The 18,521-nt window shown below is 61.3% G+C and carries 18 protein-coding genes; 12 read left to right on the forward strand and 6 right to left on the reverse strand.

Going from position 1 to position 18,521, the window contains the following annotated elements:
• Positions 1-64 precede the first annotated feature (64 nt).
• Both ACWNZ1_RS06360 and ACWNZ1_RS06365 read right to left on the reverse strand, forming a co-directional pair.
• Positions 65-685, reverse strand: a complete 621-nt coding sequence (locus tag ACWNZ1_RS06360; protein ID WP_003202912.1) for a TetR/AcrR family transcriptional regulator — start codon at positions 683-685, stop codon at positions 65-67.
• A 136-nt stretch (positions 686-821) separates the two neighbouring features.
• Positions 822-1,181, reverse strand: a complete 360-nt coding sequence (locus ACWNZ1_RS06365; RefSeq protein WP_256452672.1) for a DUF6124 family protein — start codon at positions 1,179-1,181, stop codon at positions 822-824.
• Between the two features lie 829 nt (positions 1,182-2,010).
• Here ACWNZ1_RS06365 and ACWNZ1_RS06370 point away from each other — a divergent pair.
• From ACWNZ1_RS06370 to ACWNZ1_RS06400, 7 genes are all read left to right on the forward strand, one after another.
• Positions 2,011-3,198: an OprD family porin gene (locus ACWNZ1_RS06370; RefSeq protein WP_406550164.1), complete on the forward strand. Its 1,188-nt coding sequence runs from the start codon at positions 2,011-2,013 to the stop codon at positions 3,196-3,198.
• Positions 3,199-3,297: 99 nt separating this feature from the next.
• The gene (locus tag ACWNZ1_RS06375; protein ID WP_256452671.1) at positions 3,298-4,119 is read left to right on the forward strand and encodes an NAD-dependent epimerase/dehydratase family protein; all 822 of its coding nucleotides are present in this window, start codon (positions 3,298-3,300) and stop codon (positions 4,117-4,119) included.
• Positions 4,120-4,162: 43 nt separating this feature from the next.
• Positions 4,163-5,068, forward strand: a complete 906-nt coding sequence (locus ACWNZ1_RS06380) for an SMP-30/gluconolactonase/LRE family protein (RefSeq protein WP_256452670.1) — start codon at positions 4,163-4,165, stop codon at positions 5,066-5,068.
• Positions 5,069-5,128: 60 nt separating this feature from the next.
• Complete coding sequence (locus tag ACWNZ1_RS06385; protein WP_135844980.1) at positions 5,129-6,097, forward strand: TRAP transporter substrate-binding protein; 969 nt, start codon at positions 5,129-5,131, stop codon at positions 6,095-6,097.
• A 76-nt stretch (positions 6,098-6,173) separates the two neighbouring features.
• Positions 6,174-6,701 (forward strand): TRAP transporter small permease, encoded by a 528-nt coding sequence (locus tag ACWNZ1_RS06390; protein WP_135844979.1) that lies wholly within the window; start codon positions 6,174-6,176, stop codon positions 6,699-6,701.
• Positions 6,701-7,981 carry a TRAP transporter large permease gene (locus tag ACWNZ1_RS06395; protein WP_256452669.1) on the forward strand — a complete coding sequence of 427 codons (1,281 nt, stop codon included), beginning with the start codon at positions 6,701-6,703 and terminating at the stop codon, positions 7,979-7,981. The genes ACWNZ1_RS06390 and ACWNZ1_RS06395 overlap by 1 nt, the downstream gene beginning before the upstream one ends.
• A gap of 85 nt (positions 7,982-8,066) precedes the next feature.
• A complete protein-coding gene (locus tag ACWNZ1_RS06400; protein ID WP_456027490.1) occupies positions 8,067-8,936 on the forward strand; it encodes an aldose 1-epimerase in 870 nt (289 codons plus the stop codon).
• Positions 8,937-8,968: 32 nt separating this feature from the next.
• On the opposite strand, the gene bkdR is transcribed toward ACWNZ1_RS06400, so the two are convergent.
• Entirely contained in the window at positions 8,969-9,457 is a 489-nt protein-coding gene (gene bkdR / locus ACWNZ1_RS06405) for a Bkd operon transcriptional regulator BkdR (protein ID WP_109755132.1), read from the reverse strand.
• A gap of 192 nt (positions 9,458-9,649) precedes the next feature.
• Between bkdR and ACWNZ1_RS06410 the strand changes: the two genes are divergently transcribed.
• From ACWNZ1_RS06410 to ACWNZ1_RS06430, 5 genes are all read left to right on the forward strand, one after another.
• On the forward strand, positions 9,650-10,885 hold the full coding sequence (locus tag ACWNZ1_RS06410) for a 3-methyl-2-oxobutanoate dehydrogenase (2-methylpropanoyl-transferring) subunit alpha (protein WP_135844976.1): 1,236 nt from the start codon (positions 9,650-9,652) through the stop codon (positions 10,883-10,885).
• Position 10,886: 1 nt separating this feature from the next.
• Positions 10,887-11,945 (forward strand): alpha-ketoacid dehydrogenase subunit beta, encoded by a 1,059-nt coding sequence (locus ACWNZ1_RS06415; protein ID WP_135844975.1) that lies wholly within the window; start codon positions 10,887-10,889, stop codon positions 11,943-11,945.
• Positions 11,946-13,223: a dihydrolipoamide acetyltransferase family protein gene (locus ACWNZ1_RS06420; RefSeq protein ID WP_456027491.1), complete on the forward strand. Its 1,278-nt coding sequence runs from the start codon at positions 11,946-11,948 to the stop codon at positions 13,221-13,223.
• A gap of 3 nt (positions 13,224-13,226) precedes the next feature.
• The gene (lpdA, locus tag ACWNZ1_RS06425) at positions 13,227-14,612 is read left to right on the forward strand and encodes a dihydrolipoyl dehydrogenase (protein WP_456027492.1); all 1,386 of its coding nucleotides are present in this window, start codon (positions 13,227-13,229) and stop codon (positions 14,610-14,612) included.
• A 258-nt stretch (positions 14,613-14,870) separates the two neighbouring features.
• On the forward strand, positions 14,871-15,890 hold the full coding sequence (locus tag ACWNZ1_RS06430) for a branched-chain amino acid aminotransferase (RefSeq protein ID WP_210639229.1): 1,020 nt from the start codon (positions 14,871-14,873) through the stop codon (positions 15,888-15,890).
• Between the two features lie 98 nt (positions 15,891-15,988).
• Here ACWNZ1_RS06430 and ACWNZ1_RS06435 read toward each other — a convergent pair whose 3' ends face one another.
• From ACWNZ1_RS06435 to ACWNZ1_RS06445, 3 genes are read right to left on the reverse strand one after another with little or no spacing between them, the layout of a single operon-like run.
• Positions 15,989-16,753: a PAS domain-containing protein gene (locus tag ACWNZ1_RS06435; protein WP_135844971.1), complete on the reverse strand. Its 765-nt coding sequence runs from the start codon at positions 16,751-16,753 to the stop codon at positions 15,989-15,991.
• Positions 16,754-17,425 carry a response regulator gene (locus ACWNZ1_RS06440; protein ID WP_256452666.1) on the reverse strand — a complete coding sequence of 224 codons (672 nt, stop codon included), beginning with the start codon at positions 17,423-17,425 and terminating at the stop codon, positions 16,754-16,756.
• The gene (locus ACWNZ1_RS06445; RefSeq protein WP_135844969.1) at positions 17,394-18,464 is read right to left on the reverse strand and encodes an ATP-binding protein; all 1,071 of its coding nucleotides are present in this window, start codon (positions 18,462-18,464) and stop codon (positions 17,394-17,396) included. The genes ACWNZ1_RS06440 and ACWNZ1_RS06445 overlap by 32 nt, the downstream gene beginning before the upstream one ends.
• Positions 18,465-18,521 lie beyond the last annotated feature (57 nt).

Raw genomic sequence — 18,521 nt, forward strand, 5'->3', positions numbered from 1 at the left:
GGTGTCTGGACTGGCCTCTTCGCGAGCTTGCTCGCGATGAGGCCATCAGCTTCACCACAAAACCTCAGGGCTCCAACCCAATCCCCCGCAAAATCACACTGGTCACCGTCTGCACCGCCCGCTCGAACTGCATGTCCGACAGCGGCTGATGATCATTGAGAATATTGATCTGGTGGTCGAAGTCGGCGTAGTGCTGGGTCGAGGCCCAGATCATGTAGAGCAGGCTGGACGGTTCCACGGGGAGGATGCGTTTGTCCTCCACCCACTGGCGGATTTTCGCTTCCTTCATCTTGGCCCAGTCGTAAAGGCTGGCATCCAAGGCCTGGCCTAGCGTCGGGGCGCCGTGGATGATTTCGTTGGCCCAGACTTTCGAGCCGTAGGGGCGGCTGCGGGAGTGGTTCATCTTGGCGCGGATGTAGCTGCTGAGCACCACCCGTGGGTCGTCGAACATTTCGAAGCACAAGGCGTCCTGCTTCCAGACTTCCAGCAGGTCGAACAGCACGGCGCTGTAGAGTTCGCTCTTGGTGCTGAAGTAGTAATGCAGGTTGGAACGAGGCAATTGCACTTCGGCGGCGATGTCGGCCATGGCGGTGCTGCCGAAGCCTTTCTCGGCAAAGACCTTCTCGGCGGCCAACAGGATTTTCTCGACGTTACTGCGACGAATCTCGATCTTGTGATTGCCCATGAGGGCTCCCTGGCAACAGCGTTGGTCAAGACTAGCATCCGCCCACTTTCGAAAACACTGGTGGTCCTTGTGGGAGCGAGCTCGCTCGCTCCCACATTTTGACTGTGTTTCTGTCCAGAGAGACGCGATATGTCGGTTAGCGTGGTTCGACGTTGTCCAGCGCGCGGTTCGCCAGCAATCCGCCCAGTTCGATCAACTGCTGGATGCCCAGGGCCACGTGCCGCCGTGAACCTTCCAGGTCAACGGCCAGGTCACTGACCATGGCATTGGCCGAGGCCAGGGTTTCGCTGAGGTTGGCGAGCAGGCTTTCGGTGTCGATGTCCTTGATGACGGTGAAGAGTTGGCCAGCCGCCGCATCGGCTCCTGGTTTGTCCGGTTTGGGGTTCAGGTAATAGTCGAGGGCGCGTTCGGCGGCTTCGTCGAGTTTTTGGGTCTGGTTTTTTTTGCGCGGTGAAGTCGGATCGGTGTCTGGTGGGTTGGGTGTTGGTTTGAACATAGATGGAACCTCATGTGGGATTGGAGGAGCCATCACCCTCGCTACCAAACGAAGGGCGGTGGCCATACGAAGGTTGGTAGACCGGTCCACATGAACACCGGCGCGCCCGAAGACGCCCTACGCATGGCCACCATCAAATACAAATGCTGAAGAAAAGCACCTGCAGAAGATGAAGCTGTGCGTCATATGGAAAAACCGGGCTACCAAACCCGATCGCTGATTCCTCAACGACCCGGAAACGATAAAACCCGGCCCACGAGCGCACAAGCCGGCGGATTCTGGCGCAGTTGTAGGCAACGGCGCAAGACAACGTAGCCCGATCCAGAGCGATCCTACATCTGGATAAACAAAGGCCTGTTTGGACTGGGAGAATGGGTTAACAACACACCCTTGTGGCGAGGGGATTTATCCCCTCGCCACAAGGGACTTCACCATCTGTCAGATCGGGTGCATTCGACTAATGTCTTAGACCAGTCATCGCATAACCAAACGCACACACCGCTATTCTCAGATCACCCATTTGCCCGGCACCAAGGCTTGCGATCTTGAACTCGTTCAGTGACAACCATCGAAACGCCTCATTTTGAAGCACCCTCGGCTTGGATAATTCCGATAATGGCCAGTTGACAACGAGGGGCAGCTTCCAAATAATCATCCCCATGTTGTACGACGACGTATGACAAATAAAAACAACAAAAAAGTAGGGAGCGTCATAGTGAGCACACGTGTCCGTTTTTCGCCCGACAACCGTCCAAACCGCCGTACCCTCTTCAATTCCAGCCCCGCACTGATTCTGCTCGGTTGCAGCAGCTTGTCCGTGTTTCTGCCAATGACGGCCAGCGCCGAAGGCTTCGTCGATGACGCTAAAGCCACGCTGAACCTGCGCAACGCCTATTTCAACCGTAACTTCACCAACCCGAACAATGCCCAAGGCAAAGCCGAGGAATGGACCCAAAGCTTCATCCTCGACGCCAAGTCCGGTTTCACCCAAGGCGTGGTCGGTTTCGGCGTGGACGTGTTGGGCACGTATTCGGTCAAGCTCGATGGCGGTCGCGGCACCACCGGTACGCAGCTGCTGCCGGTGCACGATGACGGTCGCCCGGCCGATGACTTCGGTCGCCTGGGCGTGGCCCTCAAGGCCAAGGTGTCGAAGACCGAGCTGAAGGTTGGCGAGTGGATGCCGGTGCTGCCGATCCTGCGCTCCGACGACGGCCGTTCCCTGCCGCAAACCTTCCGTGGCGGCCAGGTGACCTCCACCGAGATCAGCGGCCTGACGCTGTACGGCGGCCAGTTCCGCGCCAACAGCCCGCGCAACGACGCAAGCATGGAAGACATGTCGATGAACGGCCGTGGCGCGTTCACTTCCGACCGTTTCAACTTCGGCGGCGGTGAATATGCCTTCAACGAAAAACGCACCCAAGTCGGCGTCTGGTACTCGGAACTGTCCGACATCTACCAGCAACAATACTTCAACCTGACCCACAGTCAGCCCATCGGCGACTGGACCCTGGGCGCCAACCTCGGCTACTTCATCGGCAAGGAAGATGGCAGTGCCCTGGCCGGCGACCTGGACAACAAAACCGCGTTCGCCCTGCTCTCGGCAAAATACGGCGGCAACACCTTCTATGTCGGCCTGCAAAAAGTCAGCGGCGACGATGCCTGGATGCGCGTCAACGGCACCAGCGGCGGCACCCTGGCCAACGACAGCTACAACTCCAGCTACGACAACGCGAAGGAAAAATCCTGGCAACTGCGCCATGACTTCAACTTCGCCGCCGTCGGCGTGCCGGGCTTGACCCTGATGAACCGCTACATCAGCGGTGACAACGTGCACACCGCCACCGTTGACGACGGCAAGGAATGGGGCCGTGAAACCGAACTGGCCTACACCGTACAGAGCGGCGCGCTGAAGAGCCTCAACGTTAAATGGCGTAACGCATCGATTCGTCGGGACTACAGCACCAACGAGTTCGACGAAAACCGGATCTTCATCAGCTACCCGTTGTCCTTGCTTTAATCGTGGAACCCGACGTTGCCAAGTCCCGGCGCGCACGGGTACATGGCCACGTCGGGCCAAGCGGCACTGACACCTTTAACTGTTTGCCCAGGGAATTTCATGACTACGACACTCACCCGCCACCCCCTCAATCGCCTGCTGCTGACCGGTGCCGCCGGCGGCCTGGGCAAAGTCTTGCGCGAGCGTCTCAAGCCTTTCGCCCGCCACATTCGCCTGTCCGACATCGCCAACATGGCCCCGGCCATCGATGAAAGCGAGGAAGTGGTGCCCTGCGACCTGTCCGACAAGCAGGCGGTGCATCAACTGGTAGAGGGCGTCGATGCGATCCTGCATTTCGGTGGTGTTTCGGTTGAGCGCCCGTTCGAGGAAATCCTCGGCGCCAACATCAGCGGTGTATTCCACATCTATGAGGCCGCCCGCAAGCACGGCGTCAAACGCGTCATCTTCGCCAGCTCCAACCATGTCATTGGCTTCTACAAGCAGGATGAGGGCCTTGATGCCCTTTCTCCTCGTCGTCCGGATGGCTACTACGGCCTGTCCAAGTCCTACGGCGAAGACATGGCCAGTTTCTACTTCGATCGCTACGGCATCGAGACCGTGAGCATCCGCATCGGCTCGTCGTTCCCCGAACCGCAGAACCGCCGGATGATGAGCACCTGGCTGAGCTTCGACGACCTCACCCAGTTGATCGAATGTTCGCTCTACACCCCGAACGTGGGCCACACCGTGGTCTATGGCGTGTCCGCCAACCGCGACGTCTGGTGGGACAACAGCCACGCCGCGCACCTGGGCTACCAGCCCAAGGACAGCTCGGAAATTTTCCGCGCCAAGGTCGAAGCGCAGCCGATGCCGGCCGCCGATGACCCGGCCAGGATCTACCAGGGTGGCGCCTTTGTAGCGGCCGGCCCGTTCGACGACTGACTTGCCTGTTTTTCATGGGATGCGCACGCACAAAGGAATCACCATGCAAGCCGAATTGATTGTCGATGCACGCAACGCCGTCGGGGAAAGCCCGGTGTGGGTTCCCGAGGAAAACGCCCTGTACTGGGTGGACATTCCCAGCGGTGGCCTGCAACGCTGGAACGCCAGCAGCGGAAAAATCCAGGGCTGGGAAGCTCCTGAAATGCTCGCCTGCCTGGCCCGTCATCAGGACGGTGGCTGGGTCGCCGGCATGGAAAGCGGCTTCTTCCGTTTGCACCCCAATGAAGACGGCAGCCTGGACAGCGAACTGTGCGCGAGCGTCGAGCACAGCCGCACCGACATGCGCCTCAACGATGGCCGTTGCGACCGCCAGGGCCGTTTCTGGGCCGGCAGCATGGTGCTGAACATGGGCGCCAACGCCGACGAAGGCCGGATGTATCGCTACGAGGCGGGCCAACGTAGCCCGGTCGAGGCACAACTGAGTGGGTTCATCGTGCCCAATGGCCTGGGCTTCAGCCCGGATGGACGCACGATGTACCTCTCCGACTCACACCCGCTGGTGCAACAGATCTGGGCCTTCGACTACGACATCGACAGCGGCACGCCGTCCAACCGGCGGCTGTTCGTCGACATGCTGCCGTTGGCCGGGCGCCCGGACGGTGCGGCGGTGGATGCCGACGGTTGCTATTGGATCTGCGCCAACGATGCCGGCCTCATCCATCGCTTCACTCCGGATGGCCGACTGGATCGCTCACTGGCCGTGCCGGTGAAAAAGCCGACCATGTGCGCCTTTGGCGGCAGTCGCCTGGACACCCTCTTCGTCACCTCGATCCGCCCCGGTGACGACAGCGACCCGCAGTCTTTGGCCGGCGGCGTGTTCGCCCTCAATCCCGGCGTCAAGGGCCTGGCTGAACCCGCGTTTGGAGGACTGAAACACTCCGCGAACTGATCTGCATTGCCGCTTCACTGGATAAGCACATAAAAAAAACAACAAGACTGGAGATTGACCATGAACTTCAAACGCACGCTTCTGATCGCCGCCCTACCCCTGGCCTTTCTGGCACAGGCAGCCCATGCCCTCGATATCAAGATCGCCGACATCCATCCCAAGGGCTACCCTACCGTGGTCGCCGAGGAGTCCATGGGTAAAACCCTGGAAGCGGAAAGTAAGGGTGAACTGAAATTCAGATATTTCCCGGGTGGCGTACTGGGTTCTGAAAAAGAAGTCATCGAGCAGATGCAAGCTGGCGCGATCCAGATGTCCCGGGTCAGCCTGGGTATCGTCGGTCCTGTCGTGCCGGACGTGAACGTCTTCAACATGCCGTTCATCTTCCGCGACCAGGCCCACATGCGCGCGGTCATCGATGGTGAAGTCGGCGATGCGATCCTCGACCGAATCACCAACTCCGAATTCGGCCTGGTGGCCCTGGCCTGGATGGATGGCGGCACGCGCAACCTGTACACCAAGAAACCGGTGCGCAAGCTCGAAGACATGAAGGGTATGAAGATTCGCGTCCAGGGCAACCCGATGTTCATCGAGACCATCAACGCCATGGGCGGCAATGGTATCGCCATGGACACCGGCGAGATCTTCAGCGCCTTGCAGACCGGCGTGATCGACGGCGCGGAAAACAACCCGCCGACCATGCTTGAACACAATCACTATCAGAACGCCAAGTTCTACAGCCTGACCGGTCACCTGATCCTGCCTGAGCCCATCGTGATGTCGAAAATCACCTGGAACAAGCTCACGCCCGAGCAGCAAGACATGGTGAAGAAAGCCGCCAAGGCAGCACAGGCTGAAGAGCGCGTGCTGTGGGACAAGAAGTCCACCGCCAGCGAAGAGAAACTCAAGGCCGCCGGCGTCGAGTTCATCACCGTGGACAAGAAACCTTTCTACGACGCCACGGCGCCAATCCGGGCCAAATACGGCGCGCCGTATGCCGACCTGATCAAGCGCATCGAAGCCGTTCAGTAAGCCCTCTCAATCTGTACTCATGAAAAGGCTGGGCGCGCCTGCGGTTAAAAGGCGCGCCTGGTTACGGTGGAACCCGATGAAGAATTTACTGCTGCGTATCAACGACAAGATTTACATGACTTGCATCTGGGTGGCCGGCCTTTCTGTCCTGGCAGTTGCACTGATGATTCCGTGGGGGGTGTTCGCCCGCTATGTACTCGGGACCGGCTCTAGCTGGCCAGAGCCCACCGCCATCTTGCTGATGATCGTGTTCACCTTCATCGGTGCCGCCGCCAGCTACCGCTCCGGCTCGCACATGGCCGTGGACATGGTCACCAGTCGCCTACCACCGCACTGGCAAACCTTGGCTTCGGTTTTCACCCAGCTCTTGATGGCGGCGGTGTGCATTTTCATGACCATCTGGGGCACCAAGTTGTGCATGACCACCTGGAATCAATTCATGAGTGCCATACCCACCCTGCGCGTCGGCATCACCTACATGCCGATTCCGATAGGAGGTTTCCTGACCTTGATTTTTGTCCTGGAGAAACTCTTCCTGGGTGATCAAAGCCAGCGTCGGGTCGTGCAGTTCGATCTGATTGAAGAAAGCGAAGGTGCCGTTTAATGGACGCTCTGATTCTGCTAGGCAGTTTTTTGTTGTTGATCATGATCGGTATGCCGGTCGCCTACGCGCTGGGTGCTGCCGCCCTGATTGGGGCGTGGTGGATCGATATTCCGTTCCAGGCCATGATGATTCAGGTGGCGGGCGGGGTGAACAAATTCTCGCTGTTGGCCATTCCATTTTTCGTCTTGGCCGGCGCGATCATGGCCGAGGGCGGCATGTCTCGCCGACTGGTGGCATTCGCCAGTGTGTTGGTAGGGTTCGTGCGCGGCGGCCTGTCATTGGTCAACCTCGTGGCCTCGAGTTTTTTTGGCGCGATCTCCGGTTCCTCGGTGGCCGACACCGCCTCGGTCGGTTCGGTGCTGATCCCGGAAATGGAACGCCGCGGCTATCCGCGTGAATTCGCCACTGCCGTGACTGTCAGCGGCTCGGTCCAGGCCTTGCTGACACCGCCAAGCCATAACGCGGTGCTGTATTCGCTCGCGGCTGGCGGTACCGTATCGATCGGTTCTCTGTTCATGGCCGGTATCGTGCCCGGCATCCTGATGAACCTCTGCCTGATGGCGCTGTGCCTGGTCTTTGCGAGAAAGCGCAATTACCCCAAGGGCGAAGTGATTCCACTCAAGCAAGCATTGAAGATCTGCAAGGAAGCCATGTGGGGCATGATGACCCTGTTCATCATCCTTGGCGGCATTCTCTCGGGCGTTTTCACCGCCACCGAATCGGCCGCCATTGCCGTGGTGTGGGCGTTCTTCGTGACCATGTGCATCTACCGCGACTACAAGTGGAGCGAGTTGCCGAAACTGATGCACCGTACGGTACGCACCATCTCCATCGTGATGATCCTGATCGGCTTCGCCGCCAGCTTCGGCTACATCATGACGCTGATGGAGATTCCGGCGAAGATCACCACTGCGTTCCTGACGCTGTCGGACAACCGCTACGTGATCCTGATGTGCATCAACGTGATGCTGCTGCTCCTCGGCACGGTGATGGATATGGCGCCGCTGATCCTGATCCTCACGCCGATCCTGATGCCAGTGATCGTGGGCATCGGCGTGGACCCGGTGCAGTTCGGCATGATCATGCTGGTGAACCTGGGTATCGGGCTGATCACGCCACCGGTGGGCGCGGTGCTGTTCGTGGGTGCCGCCATTGGCAAGGTCAGTATCGAAAGCACCGTCAAGGCCCTGCTGCCGTTCTACGCGATGCTGTTCCTGGTACTGCTGCTGGTGACCTACATCCCTGCCATCTCGCTGTGGTTGCCGCACCTGGTGCTGTAACCCCAAAAGCAAGCAAGCCCCCTTGTGGCGAGGGAGCTTGCTCCCTCGCCACAAAAGCACCCTCTTCCCAAAAGACGCGACCATCATGACGCAGCCTCTTCTCTACCTCGAAGACGAACTCACCCGCCTCACCCTCGCTCCTCACCTGGGCGCCAGTCTCGTTGAATGGACCTTGCTCAGCACCGGCGCTCCCCTGCTACGCCCTCCCGCGCCGCAAGCGCTGGAAAACCGCCTTCCAGGCAAACTCGGCGGCTTCCCGCTGATTCCCTGGTCGAACCGGATCGCCCACGGCGGTTTCGACTGTCCCGGCGGCTGGCTCGCTTTGGAAGCCAACAGCCCCAACGATCCGTTTCCGATCCACGGCAGCGCCTGGCAACAGCCGTGGCAGGTAATCGAGCAGAGTGCCCAGCAAGTGTTGTTGCAACTCGACAGCCAGCAGCCATTCGCCTACTGCGCCAGCCTGCGGATCCGCTTGAGTGGCGGCCAGTTGCAAATCGCAATGCACGTCACCCACATGGCCGAACAGGCCGCGTGGCACGGGCTGGGTTTGCATCCGTACTTTCCACGCACCGCCAGCACTCGCCTGCAAACCCGCGCCAGCGAAGTCTGGATGTGTGATGCCTCGAAACTGCCGACAGAACTTCGGGAGATTCCTGAAAATTGGGATTTCCAGCAGCCCCGATTGCTGCCGGATACGCTCGTGGACAATGGCTTCGGCGGTTGGGACGGACACTGCCTGATCCAGCAACCGGACCTGGGCTACGAACTGGAATGCCGAGCCAGTGGCAGCGACTATTTCCTGCTGTACTGCCCCGTGGACCTGGACTTCTTTTGCATCGAACCGGTCAGTCATCCGGTCAATGCGCACCACCTGCCAGGGCGGCCGGGGTTGCGCTTGCTAGAGCAAGGGCAGTCAATCGCGCTGGGGTTTTCGATGCAGTGCCGCCCCCTGTAACCCATCCAAGCAGGCTGCTGTGGTATTGAGCCTCAGGTGCCCAAGGTCAACCCATTGGCCGGCAACGGCAACGCCGTCTTGTAGCGCACCTGCTTGAGGGCAAAGCTGGAGCGGATATTCGCCACGCCCGGGACCTTGGTCAGAAAGTCCATCATGAACCGCTCCAACGACTGGATGGTCGGCACCAGCACGCGGATCAGGTAATCCGGATCGCCAGCCATCAGGTAGCACTCCATCACCTCCGGCCGGTCGGAAATCGCCTCTTCGAAGTGCTGCAGCGCCTCCTCCACCTGTTTCTCCAGGCTGACATGGATGAACACGTTGACGTGCAGCCCCAGCAGGTCGGCGTCCAGCAGCGTGACCTGCTCGCGGATCACCCCCAGCTCCTCCATGGCCCGAACCCGGTTGAAGCACGGCGTCGGCGAAAGGTTGACCGAACGGGCCAGTTCGGCGTTGGTGATGCGGGCATTTTCCTGAAGGCTGTTCAGAATCCCGATGTCAGTGCGATCCAATTTGCGCATGAGACAAATAATCCTGTTTTTTATCGTTGTGCAGATTTTTTATCTGCAAATGATCTGAACAGCAAGCCAACAGAGAAAAATATTCTTCTGCGTCGAGCCTATGATTGTTGTAGGACAATTTCCCGTACCCGGGGAAATTCGTCAGCTAGCGCGCCCACTACAAGAAATTCACAAGATCGAGCGTAGAAAGCCATGAACCCAGCGTACGAACCGCTACGCCTGCACGTCCCCGAACCCTCGGGCCGTCCCGGCTGCCAGACCGACTTCTCCTACCTGCATCTGTCCGATGCCGGCACGGTGCGTAAACCTTCCATCGACGTCGAACCGTCCGACACCGCCGACCTGGCCCGGAGCCTGATCCGCGTGCTCGATGACCAGGGCAATGCCCACGGTCCATGGGCCGAAGACGTGCCGCTCGAGATCCTGCGCAAAGGCATGCGCGCCATGCTCAAGACGCGCATCTACGACAACCGCATGGTGGTCGCCCAGCGCCAGAAAAAAATGTCGTTCTACATGCAGAGCCTCGGCGAGGAAGCCATCGGCAGCGGCCAGGCCCTGGCGCTGAACATCGATGACATGTGCTTCCCCACCTATCGCCAGCAAAGCATCCTGATGGCCCGCGAGGTGCCTCTGGTGGGCATGATCTGCCAACTGCTGTCCAACGAGCGCGATCCGCTCAAGGGCCGGCAGTTGCCGATCATGTACTCGGTCAAGGACGCCGGTTTCTTCACCATCTCCGGCAACCTCGCCACCCAATTCATCCAGGGCGTGGGCTGGGGCATGGCCTCGGCGATCAAGGGCGACACCAAGATCGCCTCGGCCTGGATCGGTGACGGGGCCACCGCCGAATCGGACTTCCACACCGCCCTCACCTTCGCCCACGTCTACCGGGCGCCGGTGATCCTCAACGTGGTCAACAACCAGTGGGCAATCTCCACCTTCCAGGCCATCGCCGGCGGTGAAGCCACCACCTTCGCCGGACGCGGCGTCGGTTGCGGCATTGCCTCGCTGCGTGTCGACGGCAACGATTTCATGGCGGTCTACGCCGCTTCACGCTGGGCCGCCGAACGCGCCCGCCGCAACCTCGGCCCGGCGCTGATCGAATGGGTCACTTATCGCGCTGGCCCGCACTCCACGTCCGACGATCCCTCGAAGTACCGTCCCGCCGACGACTGGAGCCACTTCCCGCTGGGCGACCCGATTGCACGCCTCAAGCAGCACCTGGTGAAAATCGGCCATTGGTCCGAAGAGGAACATGCCGCCGTCACCGCCGAACTCGAAGCCGAGGTGATCGCCGCGCAGAAGGAAGCCGAGCAGTACGGCACCCTCGCTGGCGGGCAGATCCCGAGCGCCGCGACCATGTTCGAAGACGTCTACAAAGAGATGCCGGAGCACTTGAAGCGCCAGCGTCAGGAGTTGGGGATCTGACATGAACGATCACAACAACAATATTGCGCTGGACACCGCCATGACCACTACCACCATGACCATGATCCAGGCCCTGCGCTCGGCCATGGACGTGATGCTCGAACGCGATGATAACGTCGTGGTCTTCGGCCAGGACGTGGGCTACTTCGGCGGCGTGTTCCGCTGCACCGAAGGCCTGCAGAACAAATACGGCACCTCGCGGGTATTCGACGCGCCGATCTCCGAAAGCGGCATCGTCGGCGTGGCCGTGGGCATGGGCGCCTACGGATTGCGCCCAGTGGCAGAAATCCAATTCGCCGACTACGTCTACCCGGCCTCGGACCAGATCATTTCCGAAGCGGCGCGCTTGCGCTATCGCTCGGCCGGCGAGTTCACCGCGCCGATGACCCTGCGCATGCCTTGCGGCGGCGGCATCTATGGCGGTCAGACCCACAGCCAGAGCATCGAGGCAATGTTCACCCAGGTCTGCGGCTTGCGCACTGTGATGCCTTCGAACCCTTACGACGCCAAGGGCCTGCTGATCGCCTCCATCGAAAACGATGATCCGGTGATCTTCCTCGAGCCCAAGCGCCTGTATAACGGCCCGTTCGACGGCCACCACGACCGTCCGGTAACGCCGTGGTCGAAACACCCCTCGGCGCAGGTGCCGGACGGCTACTACACGGTACCGCTGGACGTGGCCGCCATCACCCGCCCCGGTAAAGACGTGACCATTCTCACTTACGGCACCACCGTGTATGTGTCCCTGGCCGCCGCCGAGGAAACCGGCATCGACGCCGAAGTCATCGACCTGCGCAGCCTGTGGCCGCTGGACCTGGAGACCATCGTCAAGTCGGTGAAGAAAACCGGTCGTTGCGTGATCGTCCACGAAGCCACCCGTACCTGCGGCTTTGGCGCCGAGCTGGTTTCGCTGGTGCAAGAACATTGCTTCCACCACCTGGAAGCACCCATCGAGCGTGTCACCGGGTGGGACACGCCCTACCCGCATGCGCAGGAGTGGGCGTATTTCCCAGGGCCGTCCCGTGTGGGCGCGGCGTTGAAACGGGTCATGGAGGTCTGAATGGGCACGCACGTTATCAAGATGCCGGACATTGGCGAAGGCATCGCCGAAGTTGAACTGTCGGTGTGGCACGTCAAGGTCGGTGACATGGTGGTCGAGGACCAGGTACTGGCCGATGTCATGACCGACAAGGCCATGGTCGACATTCCTTCGCCAGTGCATGGCCGGGTCATCGCCTTGGGTGGCGAGCCCGGTGAAGTCATGGCGGTGGGCAGCGAACTGATCCGCATTGAAGTCGAAGGTGCGGGTAACTTGAAGGAATCGGCCCAACCGGCGCCAGCTGCGGCGACGCAGGCGGCTACACAGGCGCCAAAGCCGACGCCAGTGGCAACACCTGACCCCGTGGTGGAAAAGACCACTGCGCCACGCTGCGCCCCGCAAGCGCCGGTGGCCCGCGATCCCGAAGAACGCCCACTGGCCTCGCCGGCCGTGCGCAAGCATGCGTTGGACCTGGGCATTCAATTGCGCCTGGTCCAGGGCAGCGGTCCCGCCGGGCGTATCCTGCATGAAGACCTCGAGGCTTATCTGGCCCAGGGTCCATCGGCCCAGGCCAAGGGCGGCTCGGGTTATGCCGAACGCCATGACGAGCAGCAGATTCCGGTGATCGGCATGCGCCGCAAGATCGCCCAGCGCATGCAGGAAGCGACCCAGCGCGCCGCCCACTTCAGCTACGTCGAGGAAATCGACGTCACTGCCCTGGAAGAGCTGCGGGTGCACCTGAATGAAAAACACGGCGCCGGTCGCGGCAAGCTGACCTTGCTGCCGTTCCTGGTCCGCGCGTTGGTGGTGGCCCTGCGGGACTTCCCGCAAATGAACGCCCGCTATGACGACGAAGCCCAGGTCATCCACCGTTTGGGCGCCGTGCATGTCGGCGTCGCGACCCAGAGCGATGTTGGCCTGATGGTGCCGGTGGTGCGTCACGCCGAAGCCCGCAGCCTGTGGGACAGCGCGACGGAAATCTCACGCCTGGCAACGGCGGCGCGCAATGGCAAGGCCAATCGCGATGAGCTGTCCGGCTCGACCATCACCCTGACCAGCCTCGGTGCGTTGGGCGGCATCGTCAGCACACCGGTGCTGAACCTGCCGGAAGTGGCGATCGTCGGCGTGAACAAAATCGTCGAACGGCCCGTGGTGATCAAAGGCCAGATCGTGATCCGCAAGATGATGAACCTCTCCAGCTCCTTCGATCATCGGGTGGTCGACGGCATGGACGCGGCGCAATTCATCCAGGCCCTGCGTGGCCTGCTCGAACAACCCGCAACGCTGTTCGTGGAGTAAGGCATGCAACAGACATTGAATACCACGCTGCTGATCATCGGCGGCGGTCCTGGCGGTTATGTGGCGGCGATTCGCGCCGGCCAGTTGGGCATCCCGACCCTCCTGGTGGAAGGCCAGGCGTTGGGCGGGACCTGCCTGAACATTGGCTGCATTCCGTCCAAGGCGCTGATTCATGTGGCCGAGCAGTTCCACCAGACCCGGCACCACAGCCAGGGCTCGGCCCTGGGCATCACGGTGTCGGCGCCTACCCTGGACATCGGCAAGAGCGTGGAATGGAAGGACGGCATCGTCGATCGCCTGACCACCGGCGTCGCGGCGCTGTTGAAAAAGCACAAGGTCCAGGTCATTCACGGCTGGGCCAAGGTGGTCGACGGCAAGACCGTCGATGTCGACGACACCCGCATCCAGTGCGAACACCTGCTGCTGGCCACCGGCTCGAAAAGCGTCGACCTGCCGATGCTGCCGATTGGCGGGCCGATCATTTCCTCCACCGAAGCCCTCGCCCCGACCTCGGTGCCCAAGCATCTGGTGGTGGTCGGCGGCGGCTACATCGGCCTGGAGCTGGGTATCGCCTACCGCAAGCTCGGCGCCGAGGTCAGCGTGGTCGAGGCCCAGGAACGGATCCTGCCAGCCTACGACGGCGAACTGACCCAACCAGTGCATGATGCGCTCAAGCAACTGGGCGTGAAGCTGTACCTCAAGCACAGCGTCGAAGGTTTCGATGCCCAGGCCAGCACTCTGCAAGTGCGTGATCCCAATGGCGAGACGCTGAACCTGGACACCGACCGGGTACTGGTGGCCGTTGGTCGCAAACCCAACACCCAGGGCTGGAACCTCGAAGCCCTGGACTTGGCGATGAACGGTTCGGCGGTGAAAATCGATAACCGGTGCCAGACCAGCATGCGCAACGTCTGGGCCATCGGCGACCTGAGCGGCGAACCGATGCTCGCCCACCGGGCCATGGCCCAGGGCGAAATGGTCGCCGAGCTGATCGCCGGCCAGCATCGCGAGTTCAACCCGACCGCCATCGCTGCGGTGTGCTTCACCGACCCGGAACTGGTGGTGGTCGGCAAGACGCCGGACGAAGCCAAGGCGGCCGGCCTGGACTGCATGGTGTCGAGCTTCCCGTTCGCCGCCAATGGCCGGGCCATGACCCTGGAATCGAAAAGCGGTTTCGTGCGGGTCGTGGCGCGCCGGGACAATCACTTGATCGTCGGTTGGCAAGCCGTTGGCGTTGGCGTCTCGGAGCTGTCCACCGCGTTTGGCCAGTCCCTGGAAATGGGCGCACGCCTGGAAGACATCGCCGGCACCATCCACGCCCACCCGACGCTGGGTGAGGCGGTGCAGGAAGCGGCGTTGCGGGCGTTGGGGCATGCGTTGCATCTGTGATTCAGGGGATTTTAGGGTGTGAGTGGTGGCCTCTTCGCGAGCAAGCCCGCTCCCACAGGTGATCTCGGTCGTTCATGCGAACGCAATCCCATGTGGGAGCGGGCTTGCTCGCGAATTTTCAAAAACACCACCATTTATCTGCCTACCCCCCATCGAGCAGGCTGCGAAACACCCCCGGAATGAAGTATTGTTGTCCCCATCCAAAAAACGTCAGAAGCCTTGAACCGTTTCGACGGTTGCTAAGAAATAGAGGGTGTCATGGGTAACGAGAGCATCAATTGGGACAAACTGGGCTTTGACTACATCAAGACCGACAAGCGCTACCTGTCGCACTGGCGCGATGGCGCCTGGGACGCCGGCACCCTGACCGACGACAACGTGCTGCACATCAGCGAGGGCTCCACCGCCCTGCACTACGGTCAGCAGTGCTTCGAAGGCCTGAAGGCCTATCGCTGCAAGGACGGTTCGATCAACCTGTTCCGCCCGGACCAGAACGCCGCCCGCATGCAACGCAGCTGCGCGCGCCTGCTGATGCCGCATGTCGAGACCGAGCAGTTCATCGAAGCCTGCAAGCAAGTGGTCCGCGCCAACGAGCGCTTCATCCCGCCTTACGGCACCGGCGGCGCGCTGTACCTGCGCCCGTTCGTGATCGGCGTGGGTGACAACATCGGCGTGCGCACCGCACCCGAGTTCATCTTCTCGATCTTCTGCATCCCGGTTGGCGCCTACTTCAAGGGCGGCCTGACCCCGCATAACTTCCTGATCTCCAGCTACGACCGCGCCGCACCACAAGGCACCGGCGCGGCCAAGGTCGGTGGCAACTACGCCGCCAGCCTGATGCCCGGTTCCCTGGCCAAGAAAGCGAGCTTCGCCGACTGCATCTACCTGGACCCGATGACCCATTCGAAAATCGAGGAAGTCGGTTCGGCCAACTTCTTCGGCATCACCCACGACAACAAATTCGTCACACCCAACTCCCCTTCGGTCCTGCCGGGCATCACCCGCCTGTCGCTGATCGAACTGGCCAAATCGCGCCTGGGCCTGGAAGTGATCGAAGGCGACGTGTTCATCGACAAGCTCTCGGACTTCAAGGAAGCCGGCGCCTGCGGTACCGCAGCGGTCATCACCCCGATTGGCGGCATCAGCTACAAAGACAAGCTGCACGTGTTCCACAGCGAAACCGAAGTCGGCCCGATCACCCAGAAGCTCTACAAAGAGCTGACCGGCGTGCAGACCGGCGACGTGGAAGCGCCAGCGGGTTGGATCGTCAAGGTCTGAGCCAGGCCTACCCGTAGTACCGAGGCGCTTGTAGCGAGGGGATAAATCCCCTCGCTACAAAGGGCGCCAGGATTCAAAAAAGCAAACCGTACCTGCCGTCACCCATCGGTTCGGGGCTGACCCGCCCTACGCTCGAAAATCGCCCCCTCGATACCCAGCACTTCACGCGTATCGGCATAGATCCCGACGCCCTTTTCCCAGACCTGCTTGATCGACTGATCGGCACAGCGAATCCGGTAATTGAGTTCGAACGGTTCCTGCCGCGACAAGGCATATTGCACCTCGCGCCAGACGTAATCGGCATCCTGCGCCAGGATCAGGCTGTTGTAGGTGAATTCATGGTTGTCCACCAGCCGCTCCGGTGGATATCCGGTCAGTTGCAGGCACCCGGCACTGACGAATTCCATGGTCCAGTCGCGGTTGTTGCGACCGCGATAGATCAGCCCCGGCATGCTGTCGAGCAGGCTCATGCTGCTGCGCTGGCTCGCCTGTAAGGCAATCTCGCGTCGCTTGTGCGCAGTGACGTCGCCGGCCACCAGATAGAAACCCTGGTGCCCGCGCTTCAGGCTGACCTCGAACCAGCGCAGTTCCCCCGAAGGGTGAACGAAACGCAGCCGCTGGTTGAAGGAGGTTTCGGGGCGCCGACGCAGTTCATGCAGGGCCTGACGCCACAACGACCGGTCTTCGTGGTGCACATAGTCGATGAGGTTGCGTTCCGTGCCTGGCAGATCCATCAGCTCGACCCAGGCCAGGTTGAACTGGGCAATCTGACCGCTGTCGCGCAGTTCAAGCAATGCCGCCGGAAAGCGGTCCATAAGGTGCACGGGCAGTGGCTGCACAAATGCCTCTGGTCGTTCCATCATCTAATGACGCTCCTCGTGTCTCACTGACGCGCCGTTGTGCACCCACGCCGCCAGTTCCAGACGGGAGTGCAGGCTGAACTTCTGCAACAGATTCCTCACGTAGATTTTGACCGTACCATCGCTGATCCCCAGTTCCCGGCCGATCTGTTTATTGCTCATGCCGGCGCCGATCAGGGCCAGGGTCTGCCCCTCGCGCTCGGTGAGGTTGCCTGTGTCTGGCAGGTCCAGATCGTGGGCGCTCCGGCTCCCCGACTCGGCCTGATCAGCCAACAGGGCAACCAGGCTTGAATCCAGGACGATCGCGCCCTTGTGGCAATTGCGCATGTAGCTCAACAACGCATCGGGTTCGGTTTCCTTGAGCACATAACCACTGGCGCCCAGGCGCAAGGCCGTCAACAGCTCGGCGCGATCCATCGAGGCGGTGAGCACCACCACCTGACAGTCGAGACGCAACTGACGCAGTTCATCGAGCACCTGCAAACCGCTCAAGCCGGGCATGTGCAGATCGAGCAAGACCTGCTGCGGTGCCAGGCTCACGGCCAGGTTGATGCCTTCGCGACCGCTGGCCGCCTGCCCCACCACTTCGAAGTCGTCGCTGGCATCGAATAGCTGCGCCAGGCCTTTGCGAAACAATGGGTGATCATCGATCAGTAATAAGGTCGTGCAGTCCATCGAAACTCCCCTGTGGCAGGTCTTGGTGGCGGCTGAGGCCAAGGTGTACGCGGACCCCGTGCGGACGGATCGCTTCAATTGTCAGCCGGGCGCCGATGCTCGCGGCGCGCTCGCGGATGATCGCCAGGCCGAAATGGTTTTGCTCCCCTGACGCCGGGCTGAGCCCGATGCCGTCATCCTCCACCGAAATGGAGGCATCACCGGCCTGGTTTTGCCGTAACTCGATGCGTACATGCCGCGCATGGGAATGGCGCACCGCGTTGGCCAGTGCCTCGCGAATGATCTGCAAAACCTGTAGTTCGGTGCCCGGGCTCAAGGCATCGTCGGCCAGGCGATTATCCAGTTCGAACACAATGATGCAGCGCCGCGAGAACTCCGCGATGGAGTCGGCCAGGGCCTGGCGCAGCGAGCGCCCGTCCATGGTCAGGCGAGCATTGGTGATCAACTCGCGCACCTGGCGCTGCAACTGGCTCAAGCCGACGCACAGTTCCTGCAACCCGGCGCTGGCCTGCTCAGGCTCGCCCAACTGCGACTGCAGTAAACGCGCCTGGAACGACAGGTAACCCAACTGCTGAGCCACCGAATCGTGCAGCTCACGGGCCAACGCGCCGTGCCGGGACGTCGCCTGCTTACGCTGCTGCTCACGGTTGTAGCTGCGCAAGCGCACGGCCACGCCTACTGCCTGCGCCGCCTCTTCCAGTAACTGGCGCCAACTGGCACCGGCCCGTTTTGGGCTATCGAGCAGCAACACACCCTTTTGGCCCTCGGGCAACGCGCACACCAGGCGGTGCACACCGCGTTGCCGGCACGTGCCGCAGGTTTGGGGGGTGTCTGCCGCGCTTGCGTCGCGCCAGGGGCAAGTCGCCGCGTCCTGGCAACCCTCGATCAAGCCGCGTCGCGTCGGGCTGAGGTCTTCGCCGCCGAGAATCAGGTTCAGCCTGGCAGGCGGCAGCAGTGCGTCGAAACGGTCCAGAAAACCCGATAAGGCACCGTCAGCGTGCGCCTGGCTCAAAGGTAACCCGGCCAACAGCTTGCGCACGCTGTGTGCCTGTTCGGGGCGCACAGGCCCTAACCAGAGCGGCCACCACTGCGGTCG

Source organism: Pseudomonas sp. CFBP 5748 (assembly GCF_053850495.1).